This is a genomic window from Crocosphaera sp. UHCC 0190, assembly GCF_034932065.1.
Taxonomy (GTDB): domain Bacteria; phylum Cyanobacteriota; class Cyanobacteriia; order Cyanobacteriales; family Microcystaceae; genus UHCC-0190.
In genome coordinates, this window is sequence record NZ_JAYGHP010000004.1 from 74843 (window position 1) to 92695 (window position 17853).

Here is a 17853-nt window from a genome sequence, read left to right on the forward strand (position 1 = left end):
AGTGAAAACTCGTAAATTCAGTATTCCCCAGTTTCTAGGGAAAGACACCATGAAGTTTCTAGTCGCAGTTGATTGTTCCGAGTCCACGGAAAAAGTTGTCAAAAAGGCTGAAGAAATGGCCCAAGCATTTTCAGCTAAACTATGGCTTTTACATATTGCAGAACCCGAACCAGATTTTTTGGGATTTGACACCGGGCCACAATCAGTCCGAGATCATGTGGCCAAAAGATTTCAGGCTGAACATTCTCAGATTCAAGCGATCGCAGAAAAATTACGAAACACAGGGATAGATACGACGGCCCTTCTGATACAAGGTTCAACAGTAGAAACCATTCTTAAAGAAGCAGCTAAGCTTGATGTAGATATGATTATTATCGGTTCTCATGGACGAAACCCCATATCTGAAATATTTTGGGGTAGTGTTAGCAAAGGAGTGGTATCTAAGTCTGAATGTCCAATTCTGATTATTCCAACCCATTGAAATGGAAAGTTAACAGCATAGAAATCCTCTAAAAATCAGGTAATTAACTGTAGGGGCAATTCATGAATTGCCCCTACACAACCCTTAAATCTTAGCCTCTTCTAAGATCAATTTAGAACGCTTCACAGTATCAGGAATACTAATCGGATAATCTCCCGTAAAACAAGCAGAACAGAAACTATTGGGATCTTCTCCCGTCACATCTAACATTCCTTGCCAACTTAAATAAGCTAAGGAGTCAACCCCAATTTGTTGACAGATTTCTTCAACGGATTTTGTGGCCGCAATTAATTGACTTTGGTTATCCGTATCGATACCATAAAAACAAGGATGGGTAACAGGAGGAGAGGAAATTCTCATGTGTACTTCTTTAGCCCCTGCATCTCGCAACGCCTTAACAATTTTACGGCTAGTGGTTCCCCGTACAATGGAATCATCCACCATGATGACCCGTTTACCATTTAACACATCTTTGAGGGGGTTTAACTTCATTTTGATCCCAGATTCCCTCATCTTTTGCGTCGGTTGAATAAAAGTCCGTCCCACATAACGATTTTTAATCAACCCTTCTCCATAAGGAATACCCGATACCTCAGAAAACCCGATCGCCGCAGGAATACCAGAGTCGGGAACCCCCATCACTAAATCCGCTTTCACACAAGATTCTCTGGCTAATTGGTGTCCTAAACGTACCCGATAACTATACAATGTCTCATCGTGCATCCAGCTATCAGGACGGGCAAAATAGATCATCTCAAAGATACATAATTTTCGTTGCGGTTCGGCTGCCCAATGGAAAGAGGCTAACCCCTCCTCTGTGATCCACACCAGTTCCCCTGGTTCCACATCCCGCAAATATTCTGCCCCAATAATGTCTAATCCGCAAGTTTCCGAGGACAGCACATAACGCAGAGGATCACCGTCTAAAACACCAATCACCAGAGGACGAATGCCATGGGGATCTCTGACACCCATGATCCCTTGGGGGGTTCCGATCACTAAACTGTAAGCCCCAGAACAGAGTTGAAAAGCACTAATTGCCCCCTCTAACCAGTCCTTCCCTTGATCAACTTCTTGGGCGATCGCCACTGCAATCATCTCGGAATCGGTGCTAGTATTGAAGTCACAGCCCCGTTTTTCTAAGATTTGACGCAATTCTAAGGTATTGACAAGATTGCCATTATGTGCTAGGGCTAAATTTCCGAGGCGGGTTTTGAGGACAGCAGGTTGAGCATTGGCTCTATGACTTGAGCCTGTGGTAGAGTAGCGAGTGTGTCCAACGGCTAATTTGCCTGTCAATTGATCTAAGGTTTCTTCTTTAAAGACTTGAGACACTAGCCCCATGTCTTTGTGTAAATGTATGACATCCCCTTCTAGGGTAGCAATACCGGCCGATTCTTGGCCGCGATGTTGTAGGGCATATAATCCAAAATAGGTAAGCTTAGCCACTTGTCTTTCGGGGGCATATACCCCAAAAACCCCACAAGCTTCTTCCGGTTTATCTAAGGGGTAATCAGAACAATCAACATCAACAGGGTTGTTTAATAACTGATGAGTTAGGGAGGGTTTTTTTTTGGCAGTCATGCTAGGGGTTAACTCCTGAAAGCAGCATTAGGGAGAATAGGTAGGGGAAGGTTACGCGAGGATAATTAAAGAATTCTTAACAAATATTTAACTTAATCTTACCAGGGATTGACAGGTTTAGAGGCTCCAAGAAAATTTAGTTATTTGGGCGATCGCCTTCAACATTTCAGCCTTTTCTCGGCTTGACCTAGTTTAGACTGCCTTGATCTTAACAAATATCTTAAGTTTCAATATTTAGTACAGATATATCTAGCACTAGGGTTTTAGATAATGCGATCGCCTTTTATTAGTCCTTATTTTCGCCAACTCAAGGACAAGATATTGCTGTTTTCAAAGACTTTTTTTATGCCCGAAACAAGGGTTTATAAGCGTACAGATTCTCCATTATCCATATAATATCATGTCAAGTCAAGTTTGACAAGCATTTTTTACAACCATTTTCTGTGATAAAATCACAATAAAAGGGTAATTATGGGATATTAGATTTAGAGAAAAAAACATTAGTTGCGCTTAAGGTTTAAGGGTTCCTCCTCGAATCACCCAACCAACTAAACCACTGATAGTTGACGTTATAGTGATAATTACTATTTGTCTCCAGTTCTTCAGTTCCCCTACCTTTTCAGCTAAATCTGGGATTTTATCCATTGATGGTTTCCAGTCTGCTTGACGAGTTTCGATGACAGCTAATCTTTCTTTGATCTCTGTTTGACCTTTTTCTAAAGTTTTCTGTCCCTCCTCTAAAGTTTTCTGTCCCCCCTCTAAAGTTTTTTGTCCCTCCTCTAACCGATCAAAACGATCATTTATCAAGTCTTCTAGTCGTTTGAGATCATTCTCTGTTACTTTTGACATTGTTTGATTTTCCAATTAGATCGATTCTACTTCTAACTTTATTGTACACTTATACACTATTTGGCAATAAGGATTTATGGTTCTACCGAACTTGCCATGTAAAATTAATAAATGAACACAGGCTAAAGCCTTATTCTATAAGCACAAAGGCTGTCTACACAGCCTAATTCTAAGCCTGGGTAGCCAGGCTTTGTTCCTATAGCTTAACCCGATCGGGTTTAAGCCTATAATTTTTAATCGTTTTACATCCTAGGTTCGGTAGAGCCGGATTTATAGGGATAACATCATTCATTTTATCCCAATTTATTAAACAAATTAACTTTTTAATCTTCTTTCAATTGCATTTGACCAAACATCAATAATATTCTTAACTTCTACATTAATAACTGATGAATTATCAGACAAAACAACAGTTAGTTTATTAGATGTTACCTGACCTATCTTTTGCCAATTATTGACTGATTTCTGACGTAGATAAGTTTCCCAGGTTTCCTCATATTCAGGACTAACAGAGACAATAATTTGACCGCAAACTTCCCCAAATAATAAAGTATCTAAACGCATCTTATTATTATGATTAAGCTTGATTTCTGCCCCTAAATTTCCACTAATACAACATTCAGCTAAGGCAATAGTTAACCCACCTTCTGCACAATCATGGGCCGATTTTATCCAACCTTGACGAATTCCATCACGACAAACACTCTGTACCGAACGTTCAGTACAAAAATCAACAATCGGGGGCTTTCCTGCCACAATTTTATGAAGACTCGCTAAATATTCCGAGGCTCCCAAAGTGGGCTTTTGGTCAACCCCTAATAAATAAATTATATCTCCTTCTTTTTGCCAGCCTTGCCCAGAAATTTTCGTAATATCTGGTATTAAACCTACCATTCCGATGACGGGGGTGGGATAAATAGGTTGAGGTTTTCCTTGACTATCAACTGTCTCATTATACAGAGAAACATTACCCCCTGTAACTGGTGTATTTAGTTCTTGACAGCCTTCAGAAATACCTTGACAAGCTAAGGCTAATTGCCAATAACCAATCGCATTTTCAGGACTACCAAAATTCAAATTATCCGTAATAGCTAAGGGTTCGGCCCCCACACAACTGAGGTTTCTTGCCGCTTCTGCAACAGCAGCTTTTGCCCCTTCTAAGGGGTCTAAATAAACATAACGAGAATTACAGTCAGTGGTAGCAGCAACCCCTATTTTACAACTATCAGGTTTAGCCTCAATGGGACGAATACGAATGACTGCGGCATCTGCCCCACCTGGTAACATTACCGTATTATTTTGTACTTGATGATCGTATTGACGGTAAACCCATTTTTTAGAGGCAATAGAAGGAACATCCAATAAAGTTAAAAGGACATCATTCCATGTTCTAAATTCCCCGTTAATCTCAATGCCTTCTGCTGTATAGTCAGGTAAACTTTCCTCTGTCCATTGCCAAGCTTTTTGGGCGTATTCTGGGGGCGTTTCTAGCAACTGATGATGATAAATTGGGGTATTATCTGCTAAGGCGTTGGCGGGAATTTCTGCGGCAATTTCTCCCTTAAAGAAAATTCTCACAATGGGATCACTTATCACTTCTCCTGCTACTACTGCTTGCAGTCCCCAACGGTGAAAAATATCAATTAATTCCTGTTCCCTGCCCTTTTTTGCCACAAATAACATTCGTTCTTGGGACTCAGATAATAAGTATTCATAAGGAACCATTCCTGTCTCCCGAACTGGAATCTTATCTAAGTCTAATTCAATGCCAACTCCTCCATTTGCCGCCATTTCAGAGGTAGAACAAGTAATTCCTGCCGCTCCCATATCTTGGGCCGCTACCACTGCACCCGTTTTAAAGGCTTCTAAACAAGCTTCAATTAAAGACTTTTCTAGGAAAGGATCACCAACTTGAACAGCAGGGCGATCATCCATTGATTTATCGGTTAATTCTGCACTGGCAAAACTGGCCCCACCCATGCCATCTCTACCCGTAGTTGAACCCACATACAATACAGGATTACCAATACCTGAAGCTCCCGATTTAACGATGTCTTCAGTCTCCAGCAAACCCAAGGCCATGGCATTAACTAAAGGGTTGCCATTGTAAGCAGGATCAAAGTAAACTTCACCCCCTACAGTTGCGACCCCAACGCAATTACCATAGTGGGATATCCCCTCAACAACTCCCGCAAAAATTCGTCGGTTTCGGGCATTTTCTAAGTTCCCAAACCGCAAAGAATTTAAACTAGCAATGGGACGCGCACCCATAGTAAAAATATCCCGTAAAATTCCCCCTACTCCTGTTGCTGCCCCCTGAAAAGGTTCGACAGCAGACGGATGATTATGGGACTCAATTTTAAAGGCTAATCTTAACCCGTCTCCTAAGTCAACCACTCCTGCATTTTCTCCCGGCCCCACTAAAATGCGATCGCCTTCTGTGGGAAACTGTTTGAGGAGAGGACGAGAATTTTTATAACAACAGTGTTCTGACCACATCACCCCAAACATCCCTAATTCTGCTTTGTTGGGGTGTCTTCCTAACCGTTTGACGATTTCTTCATATTCCTGGGGTTTGAGTCCTTCTGCGGCTATTTCTTCGGGGGTAAAGGGTGCAGTCATGGGGTTTTATAGGGGTTGTAGTGCCAGCAATGTTTTATTGTATCGGGAATTGGCAATTTACGGGGGTAACTGGGTTATTTTTTAATAATTTATTGTCTCTAATTCTCTATTCTAGACATTTTTGAGTTACTTATGTTGATAAAGATTAAGGGTAAAATTATCTAATTCCCAAGTTCCTAATAAGGGTTGAGTTTGTTGCAGTTGATAGTAAGGTTCTAAAACTGTTTTTACTTGCTGTTTTTCTTGTTCTGTACTCGTTTTACCCCAAACGGGACGCGCACTATCTAACCAAATAACTCTTTGGTATTGATTGGGTTTTTGGCTTAAGCTTTTTTCTAAATCAGTCCCAATTTTATCAGATTTTTGCGCGAGTAAACTAATGGGAGAAGTGCTAGGAAGATAATAAGCTAAGCGTAAAATATGGCCCCAAGCTGGAGAATTGATCACAATTAATGTGGGGGTATTCGGTTGCTGATTAATGATATCGGCGACTTGATGAAACATCCAACGGGGACGGAAACTAAAATCAGCGATGCTAATAGTTAAATATAAGATTAGCATGACTAAAATTGCCGGGTTTTTAAACTTACCTGTCACCTTTTCGATGGCAATAACTAATAACAATAAACAACCAGGAAGTACAAAAATAACGGAACGTCCCCAGCCAAAACCCAAAGTAAATTTGCCTGTGATAACGTCCAAAGTTAACATAATGATTAAAGGGAATATTCCTAACAGTAACCCGATAATTAGAAGACGATATTCTTGCTTTTTGTATAAAAACCAACTACAGCAGCTTAAGACAATAAGGACTAAAATCCCCCCGAATGTTGTCACAAAAGTGGGTAAAATACTCACCCAGTCTCCTAATAATAAATGAATTCCTAATACATCAATAAATTCCTGTAGATGTTTCAAGGTTGCTGCTAACAAACCATTGGGACTAGCAAATCTTTCTAAATCTGCATTTCTTAATTGTTGTCTGGTTCCCCATAATAACCAAGGAATTGTCACAAGAATACTGGTAGTTAAATAAAGAGCATATTGCCACCATCTTTGTCTATCTAAATAGAAAACAAGTGCAGCTAATACCAAAAACCAGCAAGCAAAATAATAAAAAGTCATAAATCCTGCTGCTGCTGAAATGATTAATAATAATATCCATAAAAGTTTAGATAATTTGGGATGATTAGAGTTATCTTGACAAGTATTAACAGAAATTAATTCCATTAAAGACCAACTACTTAATAAAACCCAAAATATGAGCGAACCATACATTCTTACGTTTAAAGAATGAAAAAGATAATAAGGATTTAACCCTAATAATGCGGCAAATAATAACCCTCCTTGATTACCTAATAAATATCGTCCCAACCCATAAGCACAAACGAGAGAACCCAGACTAAATAATGCTATAATACTCCGCATTGCTGCCTCAGAATTACCCCATAGTCTTAACCAAAAATGTTGTTCTAGAAAGAAGAGAAAAGGATGGGGTTCAGCCACTAATCCTTTCAGAAAATTTGCCAAAGTTTTCACTGAGTCAGTAGGATTATTTTCAAGAGGAATTTTTAATAAATCACTGTAATTTGCTAATAATACTGGGACATCTTTAGGGGGTTGATAATTGATTTTTTGCCCTGTAGAAAGTAATAAGGATAATACCTCATCATACCAAAATTCTCGACTTTCTAAATTTATAAGTCTCAGGATGACAGCAATAGCAATGGCACTTAAAAGAATGATATTAATGGTTTTTTTTGAGAGTTGCATCACTTAGTTTTCCTTAGACTGTTGAGTTAGCAAATTTGATAGATATAAACCTTCGCGCATTGCTATTGTACTAATTTTGCCGAGATAATTTTTCTAATGAAACCCCATAAATTGGATACTTACCAAATTTATTGATAAACTTGAATTGAATTATAAACCATTTATTGTTAACTTGGAAGCTTAAGTTTTTTGTTGATTCATTAGGAAGATCACAGGAACGATTAGAATAACAAATATAAATAAACTCTTGATATCCCTTATTTAATAAAATAGCTGACAAAAGCTTTAAATCTTTTTCTGTATTAGCTTTCAAAAATATTTTTTTATCTTTTAATGCAGGTTCTAATACTTGACCAACAAATTGATTAGATATCATAATTATTTTACGGTCATCTTCACTTAAAAATTCAAGGGATGGTATTACATCAGTATGAGCTTTTTTGAGATAAAGTGTGGCTGAATAAGTATTAGTATAAATACAGATAACCAGTAAAAATGTAAACAATGAAACATAAATAGTTTTGAGAATTTTATTGTTAATTGTTTGGCTAGAATTAAACTGATAAATAACCCAGATAGAAACAAGGGGAATTAAATTTAATAAAAAGCGAGTACCCCATTGTTTTCCACCAGGAATTAACCCGGCACTTCCTCCGGGAACCATTAAAGAAACCCCAGCAATAAATAATAAACAAACTAAACCAATTATGACTTGTAAATAGTCTGATGACACTTTTTCTTTTTTTAAAATAATCTGGACAATAATTAAGCTACAAAAAGCAGTGATAGGGAAGAATTGTAGAAAGGCTTGTGTTAATTGTTTAAAATTAGTAGTTGCTTCTTTTAATCTATCTATTAAAGAGGCTTTTTCAATGACTTGAATCCCATGAATTCCCAAATAATGATGATAGATTAACTGATTACAAATAAAAAACAGACTAACAGATGATACCGTTGAAATCAAAAAAATATTTTTCTGAGTTATCGATAATTTAAATGGGTTTAATTCAAGTGAATTAATAAATTTCATAGGAGGAATAAACTTAATTATCTCAGGTAAATAAATTAACAATAAAACCAGGAAAACAGCCGATAAACATTCGGGTCTAAACCAAACCGAAAATCCCAATAAAAAACCACTAATAATAATTAATAAATTAAAAAATCTTGATGTATTTTGAATGATCAAAGGCAAAAAAGTACCTGCAAAAACCAGAAAAACAGCCAAGGTATGTTCCCAATACATTGCACTATATACTGTTAGAGGAGAACCAAAAATTAATAAAATTAAAGCCAGAGAAGTTATCAAAGAATTAAATTTTAACCAAAGACAAACCCGATAAAAAAGTCCCCAAATTCCCAAAGTAGTCAGCAAAGGAATTATATATAAACCTCGATATCCAAAAAGATTATAAAAAGGAGCAGTAATCAAAGGAAAACTAAAGGGAAATGTGATATAATAAAGACCATCAATATCATAGAAAAAAGGTTTCTCATAAGGATATAAACCTTGACTCCAAAGCTGCTGTACCCAAGACTCAGAAGGAGGTAATAAATCAAAGCGAAATTGTCCCGTACTTAACTGTTGTGCCAACAATGATTTTAGTCCAGCATCCCCACTAAAATAAACCCCTTTCGGAATCTGTGCCTGAAGATAAACAAGAAACAATATTCCCGCTACAATAGTAAATATTGGTAGAAATGATCCTTTAATCTTCATAAAACTCCTGTGATTAATCAAATTGAATCCATAACAGCTATTTTAGACCAAGCAGAAAACAAAATAGACTTATCAGAATTAGAGGGAGTTACGCTTCTTTCTCAAACGGAAGAAATCGTCATTAATAAAATTCGGCAAACTGCTGATAAACTCCGTCAAAAACAAGTGGGAGACACCGTTACTTATGTCATCAATCGTAATATAAATTTTACCAATATTTGTGAGCAACATTGTAACTTTTGTGCCTTTCGACGAGATGCGGGAGATGATGGCGCATTTTGGCTTAATATCGGACAAATTCTCGAAAAAGCTGCCGATGCTGTCCAAATAGGAGCCACAGAAATTTGTATGCAAGGAGGGTTAAACCCTGAAGCAAAATTACAGGGAAAATCCTTAAACTATTATCAACGATTACTTAGCAGTTTAAAACAAGAATTTCCTCAACTTCATTTACACGCTTTTTCTCCCCAAGAAATCCAATTTATTGCCAGGGAAGATAAGATTAGTTATGCTGAGGTTATTATAGCCTTAAAAGAGTCCGGTTTGGGGTCAATGCCAGGCACGGCTGCAGAAGTTTTAGATGATAGGGTAAGACGCATTATTTGTCCTGAAAAAATTGATACTGAAACCTGGTTAGAAATTATTGGTTTGGCCCATAGTTTAGGAGTTAATACCACCAGTACCATGTTATGTGGTCATATTGAAACACCACAGCAACAAATACAACATTTTAGGCATTTAATAAACTTACAAAAAGTAGCCATTGAAAATAATTATCCCGCTAAAATTACTGAGTTTATTTTATTACCGTTTGTGGGACAAGATGCACCGCAAGCATTACGAAAACGGGTGAATAGAGATCAACCTAGTTTAGAATCAACCTTATTATTAACAGCAGTTTCCAGAATTTTCTTAGGAAACTGGATAAAAAATCATCAACCAAGTTGGGTTAAACTAGGTTTAAATGGAGCATTACAAGCTTTAAACTGGGGTTGTAATGACATTGGAGGAACTTTAATGGAAGAACATATTACCACCATGGCTGGTGCAATGGGAGGAACTTTTATGGAGGTAGAAACCTTACAAAATGGGATCAAATCTCTCAACCGTCCCTATCAGCAACGAGGTACATTATATGAAGTTTATCATTAATTCACTTAATTAAATCTATCCCTTTGCAACTTGCCGCGACAATTAAAAATTAATCAACCCCTGATCAAAAATGGCAAAAATTGGGAATACTAACCTTAGTATCCTTATCACTTTCCATTATGAAACTAAAACTAATTGCTTGGGGTATTGGTATTACAACCGTCGCTGCAACAGGTTTTGTCGGACTGGTTTACCTGGTAAACTTACCCTATCCTATGATTCGCCGCCCCGTCTCAAAAGTTGCCCCTTTATTATTATTACCCAGTTATATTGAGATGGATCATAATTACCGAGAAGCGATCGCTCACGTGGAACAAGCGGATCAATTAATTCACCATGTTTCTAGTTTTGATGATATCACATTAGGGGAAAAAAAAGTTAAAATTGCCCAACAAAATTTAGATAAATTACCCGTTTGGTTTATTGGATATGAACCCAAACGCTATTGTCAAATGTTTAGTTGTAGTTGGCAGTTTACCCTTGATGAATTTGAAGCAGCAAGAAAGCAAATTGGACGAATGGAAGCGATTATTTTTCAACAAAAAAATGCTTACAATACTTATCAGCAAGCGGCAGGGAATTTACAACAAGCCCAAAAAGACTATCAAACCGCTATTAACCCACAGCAAAAACAAACCATTCTTACCAATTGGCAACATTCCTTAGATGAACTGCAACAACTTCCTGCTGATACCTTTGCTGCTACTTTAGCAAGTAACCAATTAGAAATGTATCAAAGAGATTTTCAAGCAGTAGCAGGAGATATGGATGGACTAAAAAAAGGAAATACCATGATTCAAGCAGCACAACAATTCTCTTTAGCAGCAACAAACCTTTGTAAAAATCCTCCTCATCCAGTTGAAAAATGGCAACAATGTGATAAATTATGGCAACAAGCAATTGAACGATTAGAAAAAATCTCTCCTGAAGAAACTAGCTATTTAGCAACTCAAACTCTCTTGGCACAATATCAAAGTAATTTGGGTATAATCAAAATTCGAGAGAAAATAGAAGCAGATTCAGTAGACGCATTAGAAACAGCAAAAGACGAAATACAACGCCGTCAAACATCCTATGCAAAAAGAATTGAACCAGAAGAAAAAGGAACCTTTGTCAGTGAATTACAAGGGACAATTGATCAATTAAAAGAAGTCCAAACAGGAACAAGTAGCTATCAAGAATCCCAGGGATTATTAAAATTAGCGCAAGCAAAATTACAGGAAGTATCAAAATGATGATAAATTGGGTTTCTTTCTCTCAATATTTACAGATAGGGACAATTTAGTTAACAATAGATAAGAGATACTTTATCCTGCTTATCTATGTCTAAACCCCAAACCGCCCCAAACCAAACCTATCATGCTATTTTAGAGACATTAAACCACCTGATTGAAGTAGTAGCAAAATTGCGATCGCCTGATGGTGGATGTCCTTGGGATTTAGCCCAAACCCCCCAAACTTTGATACCATACATAATAGAAGAAGCCTATGAGGTAGTTCATGCCATCAGAAGCGAAGATCAAAATGCCATTGCAGAGGAATTAGGAGACTTACTATTACAAGTAGTATTACAGGCACAAATTGCTGATGATCATGGACATTTTAACTTAAAAGAAGTGGCGCAAGGTATCACCGAAAAGTTAATTCGTCGTCACCCTCATGTCTTTGGAGATGTAACAGTTAAAGATGGAGAAGAAGTGGGACAAAATTGGGAAAAAATCAAAGCAGAAGAGAAGGGAGAAACCCCAGAAATTTCTCAATTATTGAGTCGAAAACTAGCTCATTACAATCGAACTTTACCCCCCTTAATGGCAAGTAGTAAAATCTCAATTAAAGCAGCAAAAGCAGGATTTGAATGGGAAAATATTGAAGGGGTTTGGGATAAATTTTCAGAAGAATTAGCCGAATTTAAAGAGGCATTAGAAACCGATAATCAAGAACATCAACAATCAGAATTAGGAGATTTACTCTTTACCATAATTAACCTGGCGAGGTGGTATGGTTTAGATGCGTCTGAAGCATTAGCAGGAACAAATGAACGGTTTATTCAACGTCTTTCCAAAATGGAAACATTTGCCGATCGCCCCTTAACTGATTATAGCCTAGAAGAATTAGAAAACCTGTGGCAACAAGCCAAGAAAAAATTAAACCAATAAGCTATAATTCAAGAACAGCTAGAACAATTTTTATGACATTAGATCAAGAAAAAGCCAAAACCCCTTCTCTATCTGAACAGCAAAAAAACAACAAAAATACCCGATGGAAAGCTTTATGGGAGAATGTACAAATTATTGTCATTGCTCTAATTTTAGCCTTTATTATTCGTACCTTTATTGCTGAACCCCGCTATATTCCCTCAGAGTCTATGTATCCCACCTTAGAAAAAGGTGATCGCTTAGTAGTTGAAAAAGTTTCTTACTATTTTCATGCTCCCCAACCAGGAGATATTATTGTGTTTGAACCCCCCATTCAATTACAATTACAAGGGTATAAAAAAGAGCAAGCATTTATTAAAAGAGTCATTGCCAAAGGAGGAGAAACCGTTGCCGTTAATAATGGCAAAGTCTATCTTAATAATCAACCCCTTGATGAAAAATATATCCTAGAATCTCCTGATTATAACTTACAACCCGTCCAAGTTCCCGAAGGCTATTTATTTGTCATGGGAGATAATCGTAACAATAGTAATGATTCTCATGTCTGGGGATTTTTACCCGAACGAAATGTGATTGGTAATGCTGTTTTTAGATTCTTTCCTTTCAATCGAATTGGCAGTATTGTCAAGGGAAATTAAAACGAAAACTCAATAACAATTAACTTATAGTAAAATATTATTAAGGATCTTTCTTCCCCAATTGTTTAACCCGATTAACCACTCAAGAGGAGATTTCTGTAGATGGCTGCTACCGATTATAAAGATTACTATGCCATACTAGGAGTGAGCAAAAACGCCAGCGCGGACGAAATTAAAAAGGCGTTTCGGAAACTAGCGGTTAAATATCACCCAGACAGAAACCCTGACAATAAAGAAGCAGAAGAACGCTTTAAAGAAATTAGTGAAGCCTACGAAGTGCTATTCGATAGCGAAAAACGCCAAAAATACGACCAATTTGGGCAATATTGGAAACAAGCTGACCAAAGTGGCTGGCCCGGCGGCAGTAACGTCGGTGTCGATATGGGAGGCTTTGACTTTAGCCAGTATGGTAACTTTGAAGAATTTATCAATGAATTATTAGGACGCTTTTCTACCCCTGGTGGCCCTGGAACCGGAAATTATAGCTACCGTACCACCACAGGCCCTACAGGCTATAATCCTTATAGTAGCGGCTTTGATAGCCAAACCCCTGCCCCTAACCGAGAAGCAACCCTGCGTCTCACCTTTTCAGAAGCCTTTCGTGGGGTACAAAAACGCCTCAATTTAGGCAATGAAATCATAGATGTGCGAATTCCTGCGGGGGCCAAAACCGGAAGTCGGGTTAGGGTAAGGGGAAAAGGGGCCGCCAGTCCTTACAGTCAAAATCGAGGAGACTTGTATCTGAATGTGGAACTTGAACCCCATTCCTTCTTCCAATTTGAGGATGATAACTTAGTCTGTGAAGTGCCTATTACCCCAGATGAAGCAGTTTTAGGAACAGCAGTGGAAGTTCCTACCCCTGATGGCATGGTGACGGTTAAAATTCCCCCTGGTATTCGTTCTGGCCAGTCCCTACGTTTACGGGGAAAAGGATGGATACACCCCAAAGATGGACGGGGAGATCAATTAGTTAAAATTGTGGTTGATACGCCCCAAAACCTCACTGCTACCGAACGAGACTATTACGAGAAAATTCGTGAAAGTCGTACCTATAACCCCCGTAGCCATTTATCCAGCATTCGGTTGTAGGGGTAATTCATGAATTACCCCTAAAGATAGAGTCTTTTATGGCAAAATTTGAGAACCAGTCCAACTACGGGTGACTAATTGCCCATAGGTCACTGAATCAGCATCCTTGGCTAATAAGGTGTTACCTTGAGGCGTAACCGCCACCACCGGCCAATCTTCATCCCCTAACATTCCTGAGCGAAACAAGACTTCATTGCCATTATTATCATTCCATCCTAAAAGAATCGCCGTTTGATGATCCTGGGGTTTTGGGGTGGGGGTAACTGTGGTGGTTTGATTCGTGTCTCGCTCCCAAATGACAGCATAATCTGTCACATCAGAAGTGCTAAAAAATCCTTCCATTTGACGAGATAATAAGCGATCGCCATTAGATGACCAAGAAACAGGTATTAAAATTGACATAATCCCTGGTTCATTTTCCGGGTTTTCCCCATCGTGCAAATGCTTGGCCAGGGGAGAGTCTGGTCGAATGACTTGTAATTCTCCTGTCTGTAAATTCTCCAAAAACATCACACTCGTGGCTTGAGACTCATGGAGTTCCGGTGTCGCTATCATGGAAATACGGGTATAAGCCGCATATTGGCCATCAGGAGACAGTAAAGCTTGACTGCGATAGTATCTTTGTCCAACTGTCCCTTTGCTGCTAAATTCTTGCTGAGTTTCGATTAACCACTGCCAAGGAACAGGAAAAGGACTATCTAGGGGGTCATTAGGTACAGTGGATGACTGCGATTCAGTCTCACCCTCAAATTGAGCCAGGGATGACTCCAAAGAAACCGTTTCTACTCCATAATCCATCTCAGGGGGAATAAAATTAGTTTCTGCATGAACAGATAAAGGCGTAGCGAGTAACCATCCCGTTAATAAACAACCAGCAGAGATGGTAGAAGGAAACCATTGATGAGCCAAGAAGCGTTTAAACATAGGAGTTAGAAAACGGGAGAATATAGCGTGAGCAATCTTGGCGAGGAGTAGAAATGAGTAAGTGAGCGATCGCGCTTGGGTTAGGGAATTAACCTACCAATAGCAGGAGTCAGAAGTCAGAAGTAAAACCCTATACCCTTAGTCTCTGAAGAAGATTGCAGTGTTCCTTCTAGTTTAAAAGACTTCACGTTTTTGAAGAAGGAAAATGTTGCACAATGTTAACCAATGCCAATAGACTTAACTTGTTGACTTTTAAGTTCTATACTGAGTGGTATTCGTTGTCAAGATTTTTTTAAGCATCTTAATTATTTAGCCCGATTTAACCCGCAATTGTTACATCAATTTAACGAAAGGGGCCCGAAAGTCCCAAAACATTGCAAAATGTAAAGAACAAGTTGCTCTGATCTATCCCTTGATAACTACCCGTGACTGAACAGTTAATTCAACCGAAAGATGCTATACAACGGCTAACCCTAATTTTCGTAGCCGTTATTGTTGTTGTTATTGTGGTCATGGTTGGTTCCTATCTCCATCAAATTTCTGATCCCTATATTAATCAAGTGTTATCTCTGACAGGAAATATCGAAAGAGGTCAGGCAATGTTTGAAATTAATTGTGCGGGATGTCATGGATTAAAAGCAGATGGCAGTGTGGGGCCGAGTTTACATCATGTTCAAAAGCATAAATCTAAACTCAGTCTGATTCGTCAAGTAACCAGCGGCCAAACCCCACCGATGCCACAATTTCAACCAAATCCCCAAGAAATGTCAGATTTATTGAGTTATTTAGAAACACTTTAAAATAGAAAGATGATTTAGACAAAAATAGGTAAAAATAATGGTTATTTCCTCGATAAACACCCAACCATTTTCACGAATTTTAGACCAGTTAAACAATTATAATCTTGAAAGTGATCAACTATTGATTTTAAGTGGTATCCCTTGGGAAATTTATGCTGATTTATTACAATATTTGGGAGATTCACCTTTATTTCGAGTTATTTATGATCAGGGAATTTTACAAATTATGTCCCCCAGTAGTCGTCATGAAATTGACAAAGAAAATATTGGAATCTTGTTAGAAACCTATTTATTAGAAATGGGAATTAGATTTTATTCTTTAGGTTCAACAACCTGGCGGAGTCATCATGTAAAAAAAGGAATTGAAGCCGATAAATCCTATTGTTTTGGTCAGAGAAAAGATTTGCCTGATTTAGCCATTGAAGTCGTTATTACTAGCGGGGGAATTAATACCCTAACAATTTATCAAGCCTTAGCAATTCCTGAAGTTTGGTTTTGGCAAAATAGACGGTTAAAAGTGCATTCTTTAGTCAATGGAACCTATACAGAATCTAATCAAAGTAAGTTATTACCTAACCTAGATTTAGACTTGTTAACCAGTTACATAGAATGGGATGAACCCTTTGATGCTGTCTTAGAATTTAAGAAAAAGATTAAAAAAATTGATTAATCCATCCCCACACTTTCTAACGCTAACTTCACGTTTTTTCTCACAGAATTAGCCGAAATATGTAATGATTCCCTTTCTTGTTCCGTCAGTTGAACCTCTAAAATCCGTTTCACCCCGCGACATCCCAAGAGACAAGGAACTCCAAGATAAATATCCTCCAACCCATATTCTCCCGTCAAATAAGCCGCCGTTGGTAATAAACGAGATTGATCTCGTAAAATAGTTTCCACCATCAAACAAGCAGAAGAAGCGGGCGCATAATAAGCCCCTCCCGTTTGTAATAATTTCACCACCTCAGCCCCACCATTGCGCGTCCTTTCCACCAAACGCTCAATAGTAGCTTGGTCCAACAATTCAGGAATAGGAACCCCGTTAACCGTACAGTAACGAGGTAAAGGTAACATCAAGTCCCCATGACCCCCCAAAACCAACGCCGTCACATTGGCCGTTGAGATACCCAATTCCATGGCAATAAAAGTCTGTAAGCGGGAAGAGTCCAAAACCCCGGCCATTCCCATCACCCGTTGGGGAGGCAGTCCCGTCGCCTTCCAAGCCAAATAGGTCATCACATCGAGGGGGTTGGTAATGATAATAAAAATGGCATCAGGAGAGTATTTAATCCCTTGCTGAGCCGCATTAACGACAATTTTGGCATTAATTGCCATTAGGTCATCCCGACTGATACCAGGGGTTCTGGCTCGCCCTGCGGTAATCACAACGACATCAGATCCTGCTGTCTCCTCATAATTATTCGTGCCAATAACTTTGCTATTATGGGACTCAATGCCTTGAGCCGCCATTAAATCCAGGGCAATGCCTTGGGGTAAGCCTTCAACAATATCCAGTAACACCACATCGGCTAGATCTTTTTCGGCAATGCGTTGGGCTAAGGTGCGTCCGACATTGCCCGCACCAATGACGGAAACACGAAAGGATTGACAAGGAAGCAGGGAGTCATGGGAGACAGTCATGATTATAGTAAATTGACGCTTATTCTAAAGGTTCTAGTTGGTCGATGCGTAGCCAAACACTGGGGGTAGGGACTGAAAACCTAACTAGGGCGTATTCGTCAGTCAGTTCAAGAATTTCTCCCTTGGTTTCAAACATATAGGGAGGAAAACGGGTATCACTGGCCTTGGCTTCCAGGCTATTATTTAGCTGTTCTCTTACAGCGCGAACTAATGCACCTTTTTTTATTTTAGCTGCCATGATGGTTCATTATGGGAATTTTCCTTACTAAGTTTCGATTGTACACGCAATCTCTAGACAAGGTTCCTTAAAAATTTGTAATTTTTTGAGTCAGATGCCTTCTTCCTCCTGCCTCTAAATCATTAAGTATTTTTGTTCTGATGCAAGATCTCAGTTAAAATGAGAAACGGACATTCTAACGAGACA

The 17853-nt window shown here is 38.5% G+C and carries 16 protein-coding genes; 8 read left to right on the forward strand and 8 right to left on the reverse strand.

Annotated elements, in window-relative coordinates:
* The first annotated feature begins 1 nt into the window (after window position 1).
* Window positions 2-481 (forward strand): universal stress protein, encoded by a 480-nt coding sequence (locus VB715_RS07860; protein WP_323300646.1) that lies wholly within the window; start codon window positions 2-4, stop codon window positions 479-481.
* Window positions 482-565: 84 nt separating this feature from the next.
* Here the strand turns inward: VB715_RS07860 and purF are convergent, their stop codons facing one another.
* The 5 genes from purF to VB715_RS07885 form a co-directional block, all read right to left on the reverse strand.
* Window positions 566-2065 carry an amidophosphoribosyltransferase gene (gene purF, locus VB715_RS07865; protein ID WP_323300647.1) on the reverse strand — a complete coding sequence of 500 codons (1500 nt, stop codon included), beginning with the start codon at window positions 2063-2065 and terminating at the stop codon, window positions 566-568.
* A gap of 510 nt (window positions 2066-2575) precedes the next feature.
* Window positions 2576-2914 (reverse strand): hypothetical protein, encoded by a 339-nt coding sequence (locus VB715_RS07870; RefSeq protein ID WP_323300648.1) that lies wholly within the window; start codon window positions 2912-2914, stop codon window positions 2576-2578.
* Window positions 2915-3229: 315 nt separating this feature from the next.
* Window positions 3230-5536, reverse strand: coding sequence for a phosphoribosylformylglycinamidine synthase subunit PurL (gene purL, locus VB715_RS07875; protein WP_323300649.1), 2307 nt, complete (start codon window positions 5534-5536; stop codon window positions 3230-3232).
* A 126-nt stretch (window positions 5537-5662) separates the two neighbouring features.
* Complete coding sequence (locus tag VB715_RS07880; protein ID WP_323300650.1) at window positions 5663-7309, reverse strand: glycosyltransferase family 39 protein; 1647 nt, start codon at window positions 7307-7309, stop codon at window positions 5663-5665.
* Window positions 7310-7379: 70 nt separating this feature from the next.
* Entirely contained in the window at window positions 7380-9029 is a 1650-nt protein-coding gene (locus tag VB715_RS07885; protein ID WP_323300651.1) for an LA_3751/LA_3752 family putative glycosyltransferase, read from the reverse strand.
* Window positions 9030-9038: 9 nt separating this feature from the next.
* Between VB715_RS07885 and cofH the strand changes: the two genes are divergently transcribed.
* The 5 genes from cofH to VB715_RS07910 all read left to right on the forward strand — a co-directional run bounded on the left by cofH (window position 9039) and on the right by VB715_RS07910 (window position 14064).
* A complete protein-coding gene (cofH, locus tag VB715_RS07890) occupies window positions 9039-10181 on the forward strand; it encodes a 7,8-didemethyl-8-hydroxy-5-deazariboflavin synthase subunit CofH (protein WP_323300652.1) in 1143 nt (380 codons plus the stop codon).
* A 119-nt stretch (window positions 10182-10300) separates the two neighbouring features.
* A complete protein-coding gene (locus VB715_RS07895; protein WP_323300653.1) occupies window positions 10301-11416 on the forward strand; it encodes a hypothetical protein in 1116 nt (371 codons plus the stop codon).
* An 87-nt stretch (window positions 11417-11503) separates the two neighbouring features.
* Complete coding sequence (gene mazG / locus VB715_RS07900; RefSeq protein ID WP_323300654.1) at window positions 11504-12337, forward strand: nucleoside triphosphate pyrophosphohydrolase; 834 nt, start codon at window positions 11504-11506, stop codon at window positions 12335-12337.
* 32 nt (window positions 12338-12369) lie between these two features.
* Window positions 12370-12975: a signal peptidase I gene (gene lepB, locus VB715_RS07905; RefSeq protein WP_323300655.1), complete on the forward strand. Its 606-nt coding sequence runs from the start codon at window positions 12370-12372 to the stop codon at window positions 12973-12975.
* Between the two features lie 102 nt (window positions 12976-13077).
* Window positions 13078-14064, forward strand: coding sequence for a DnaJ C-terminal domain-containing protein (locus VB715_RS07910; RefSeq protein ID WP_323300656.1), 987 nt, complete (start codon window positions 13078-13080; stop codon window positions 14062-14064).
* Window positions 14065-14100: 36 nt separating this feature from the next.
* On the opposite strand, the gene VB715_RS07915 is transcribed toward VB715_RS07910, so the two are convergent.
* Window positions 14101-14988: a hypothetical protein gene (locus tag VB715_RS07915; protein WP_323300657.1), complete on the reverse strand. Its 888-nt coding sequence runs from the start codon at window positions 14986-14988 to the stop codon at window positions 14101-14103.
* Between the two features lie 425 nt (window positions 14989-15413).
* On the opposite strand from VB715_RS07915, the gene VB715_RS07920 reads away from it, so the two are divergent.
* Window positions 15414-15788, forward strand: coding sequence for a cytochrome c (locus VB715_RS07920; RefSeq protein ID WP_323300658.1), 375 nt, complete (start codon window positions 15414-15416; stop codon window positions 15786-15788).
* A gap of 37 nt (window positions 15789-15825) precedes the next feature.
* Window positions 15826-16458 carry a Uma2 family endonuclease gene (locus tag VB715_RS07925; protein ID WP_323300659.1) on the forward strand — a complete coding sequence of 211 codons (633 nt, stop codon included), beginning with the start codon at window positions 15826-15828 and terminating at the stop codon, window positions 16456-16458.
* Here the strand turns inward: VB715_RS07925 and mdh are convergent.
* Window positions 16455-17429: a malate dehydrogenase gene (gene mdh / locus VB715_RS07930; protein ID WP_323300660.1), complete on the reverse strand. Its 975-nt coding sequence runs from the start codon at window positions 17427-17429 to the stop codon at window positions 16455-16457. The two genes, VB715_RS07925 and mdh, sit on opposite strands and share 4 nt — an antisense overlap.
* 19 nt (window positions 17430-17448) lie before the next feature.
* The gene (locus VB715_RS07935) at window positions 17449-17667 is read right to left on the reverse strand and encodes an NAD(P)H-quinone oxidoreductase subunit O (protein WP_323300661.1); all 219 of its coding nucleotides are present in this window, start codon (window positions 17665-17667) and stop codon (window positions 17449-17451) included.
* Between the last annotated feature and the right edge of the window lie 186 nt (window positions 17668-17853).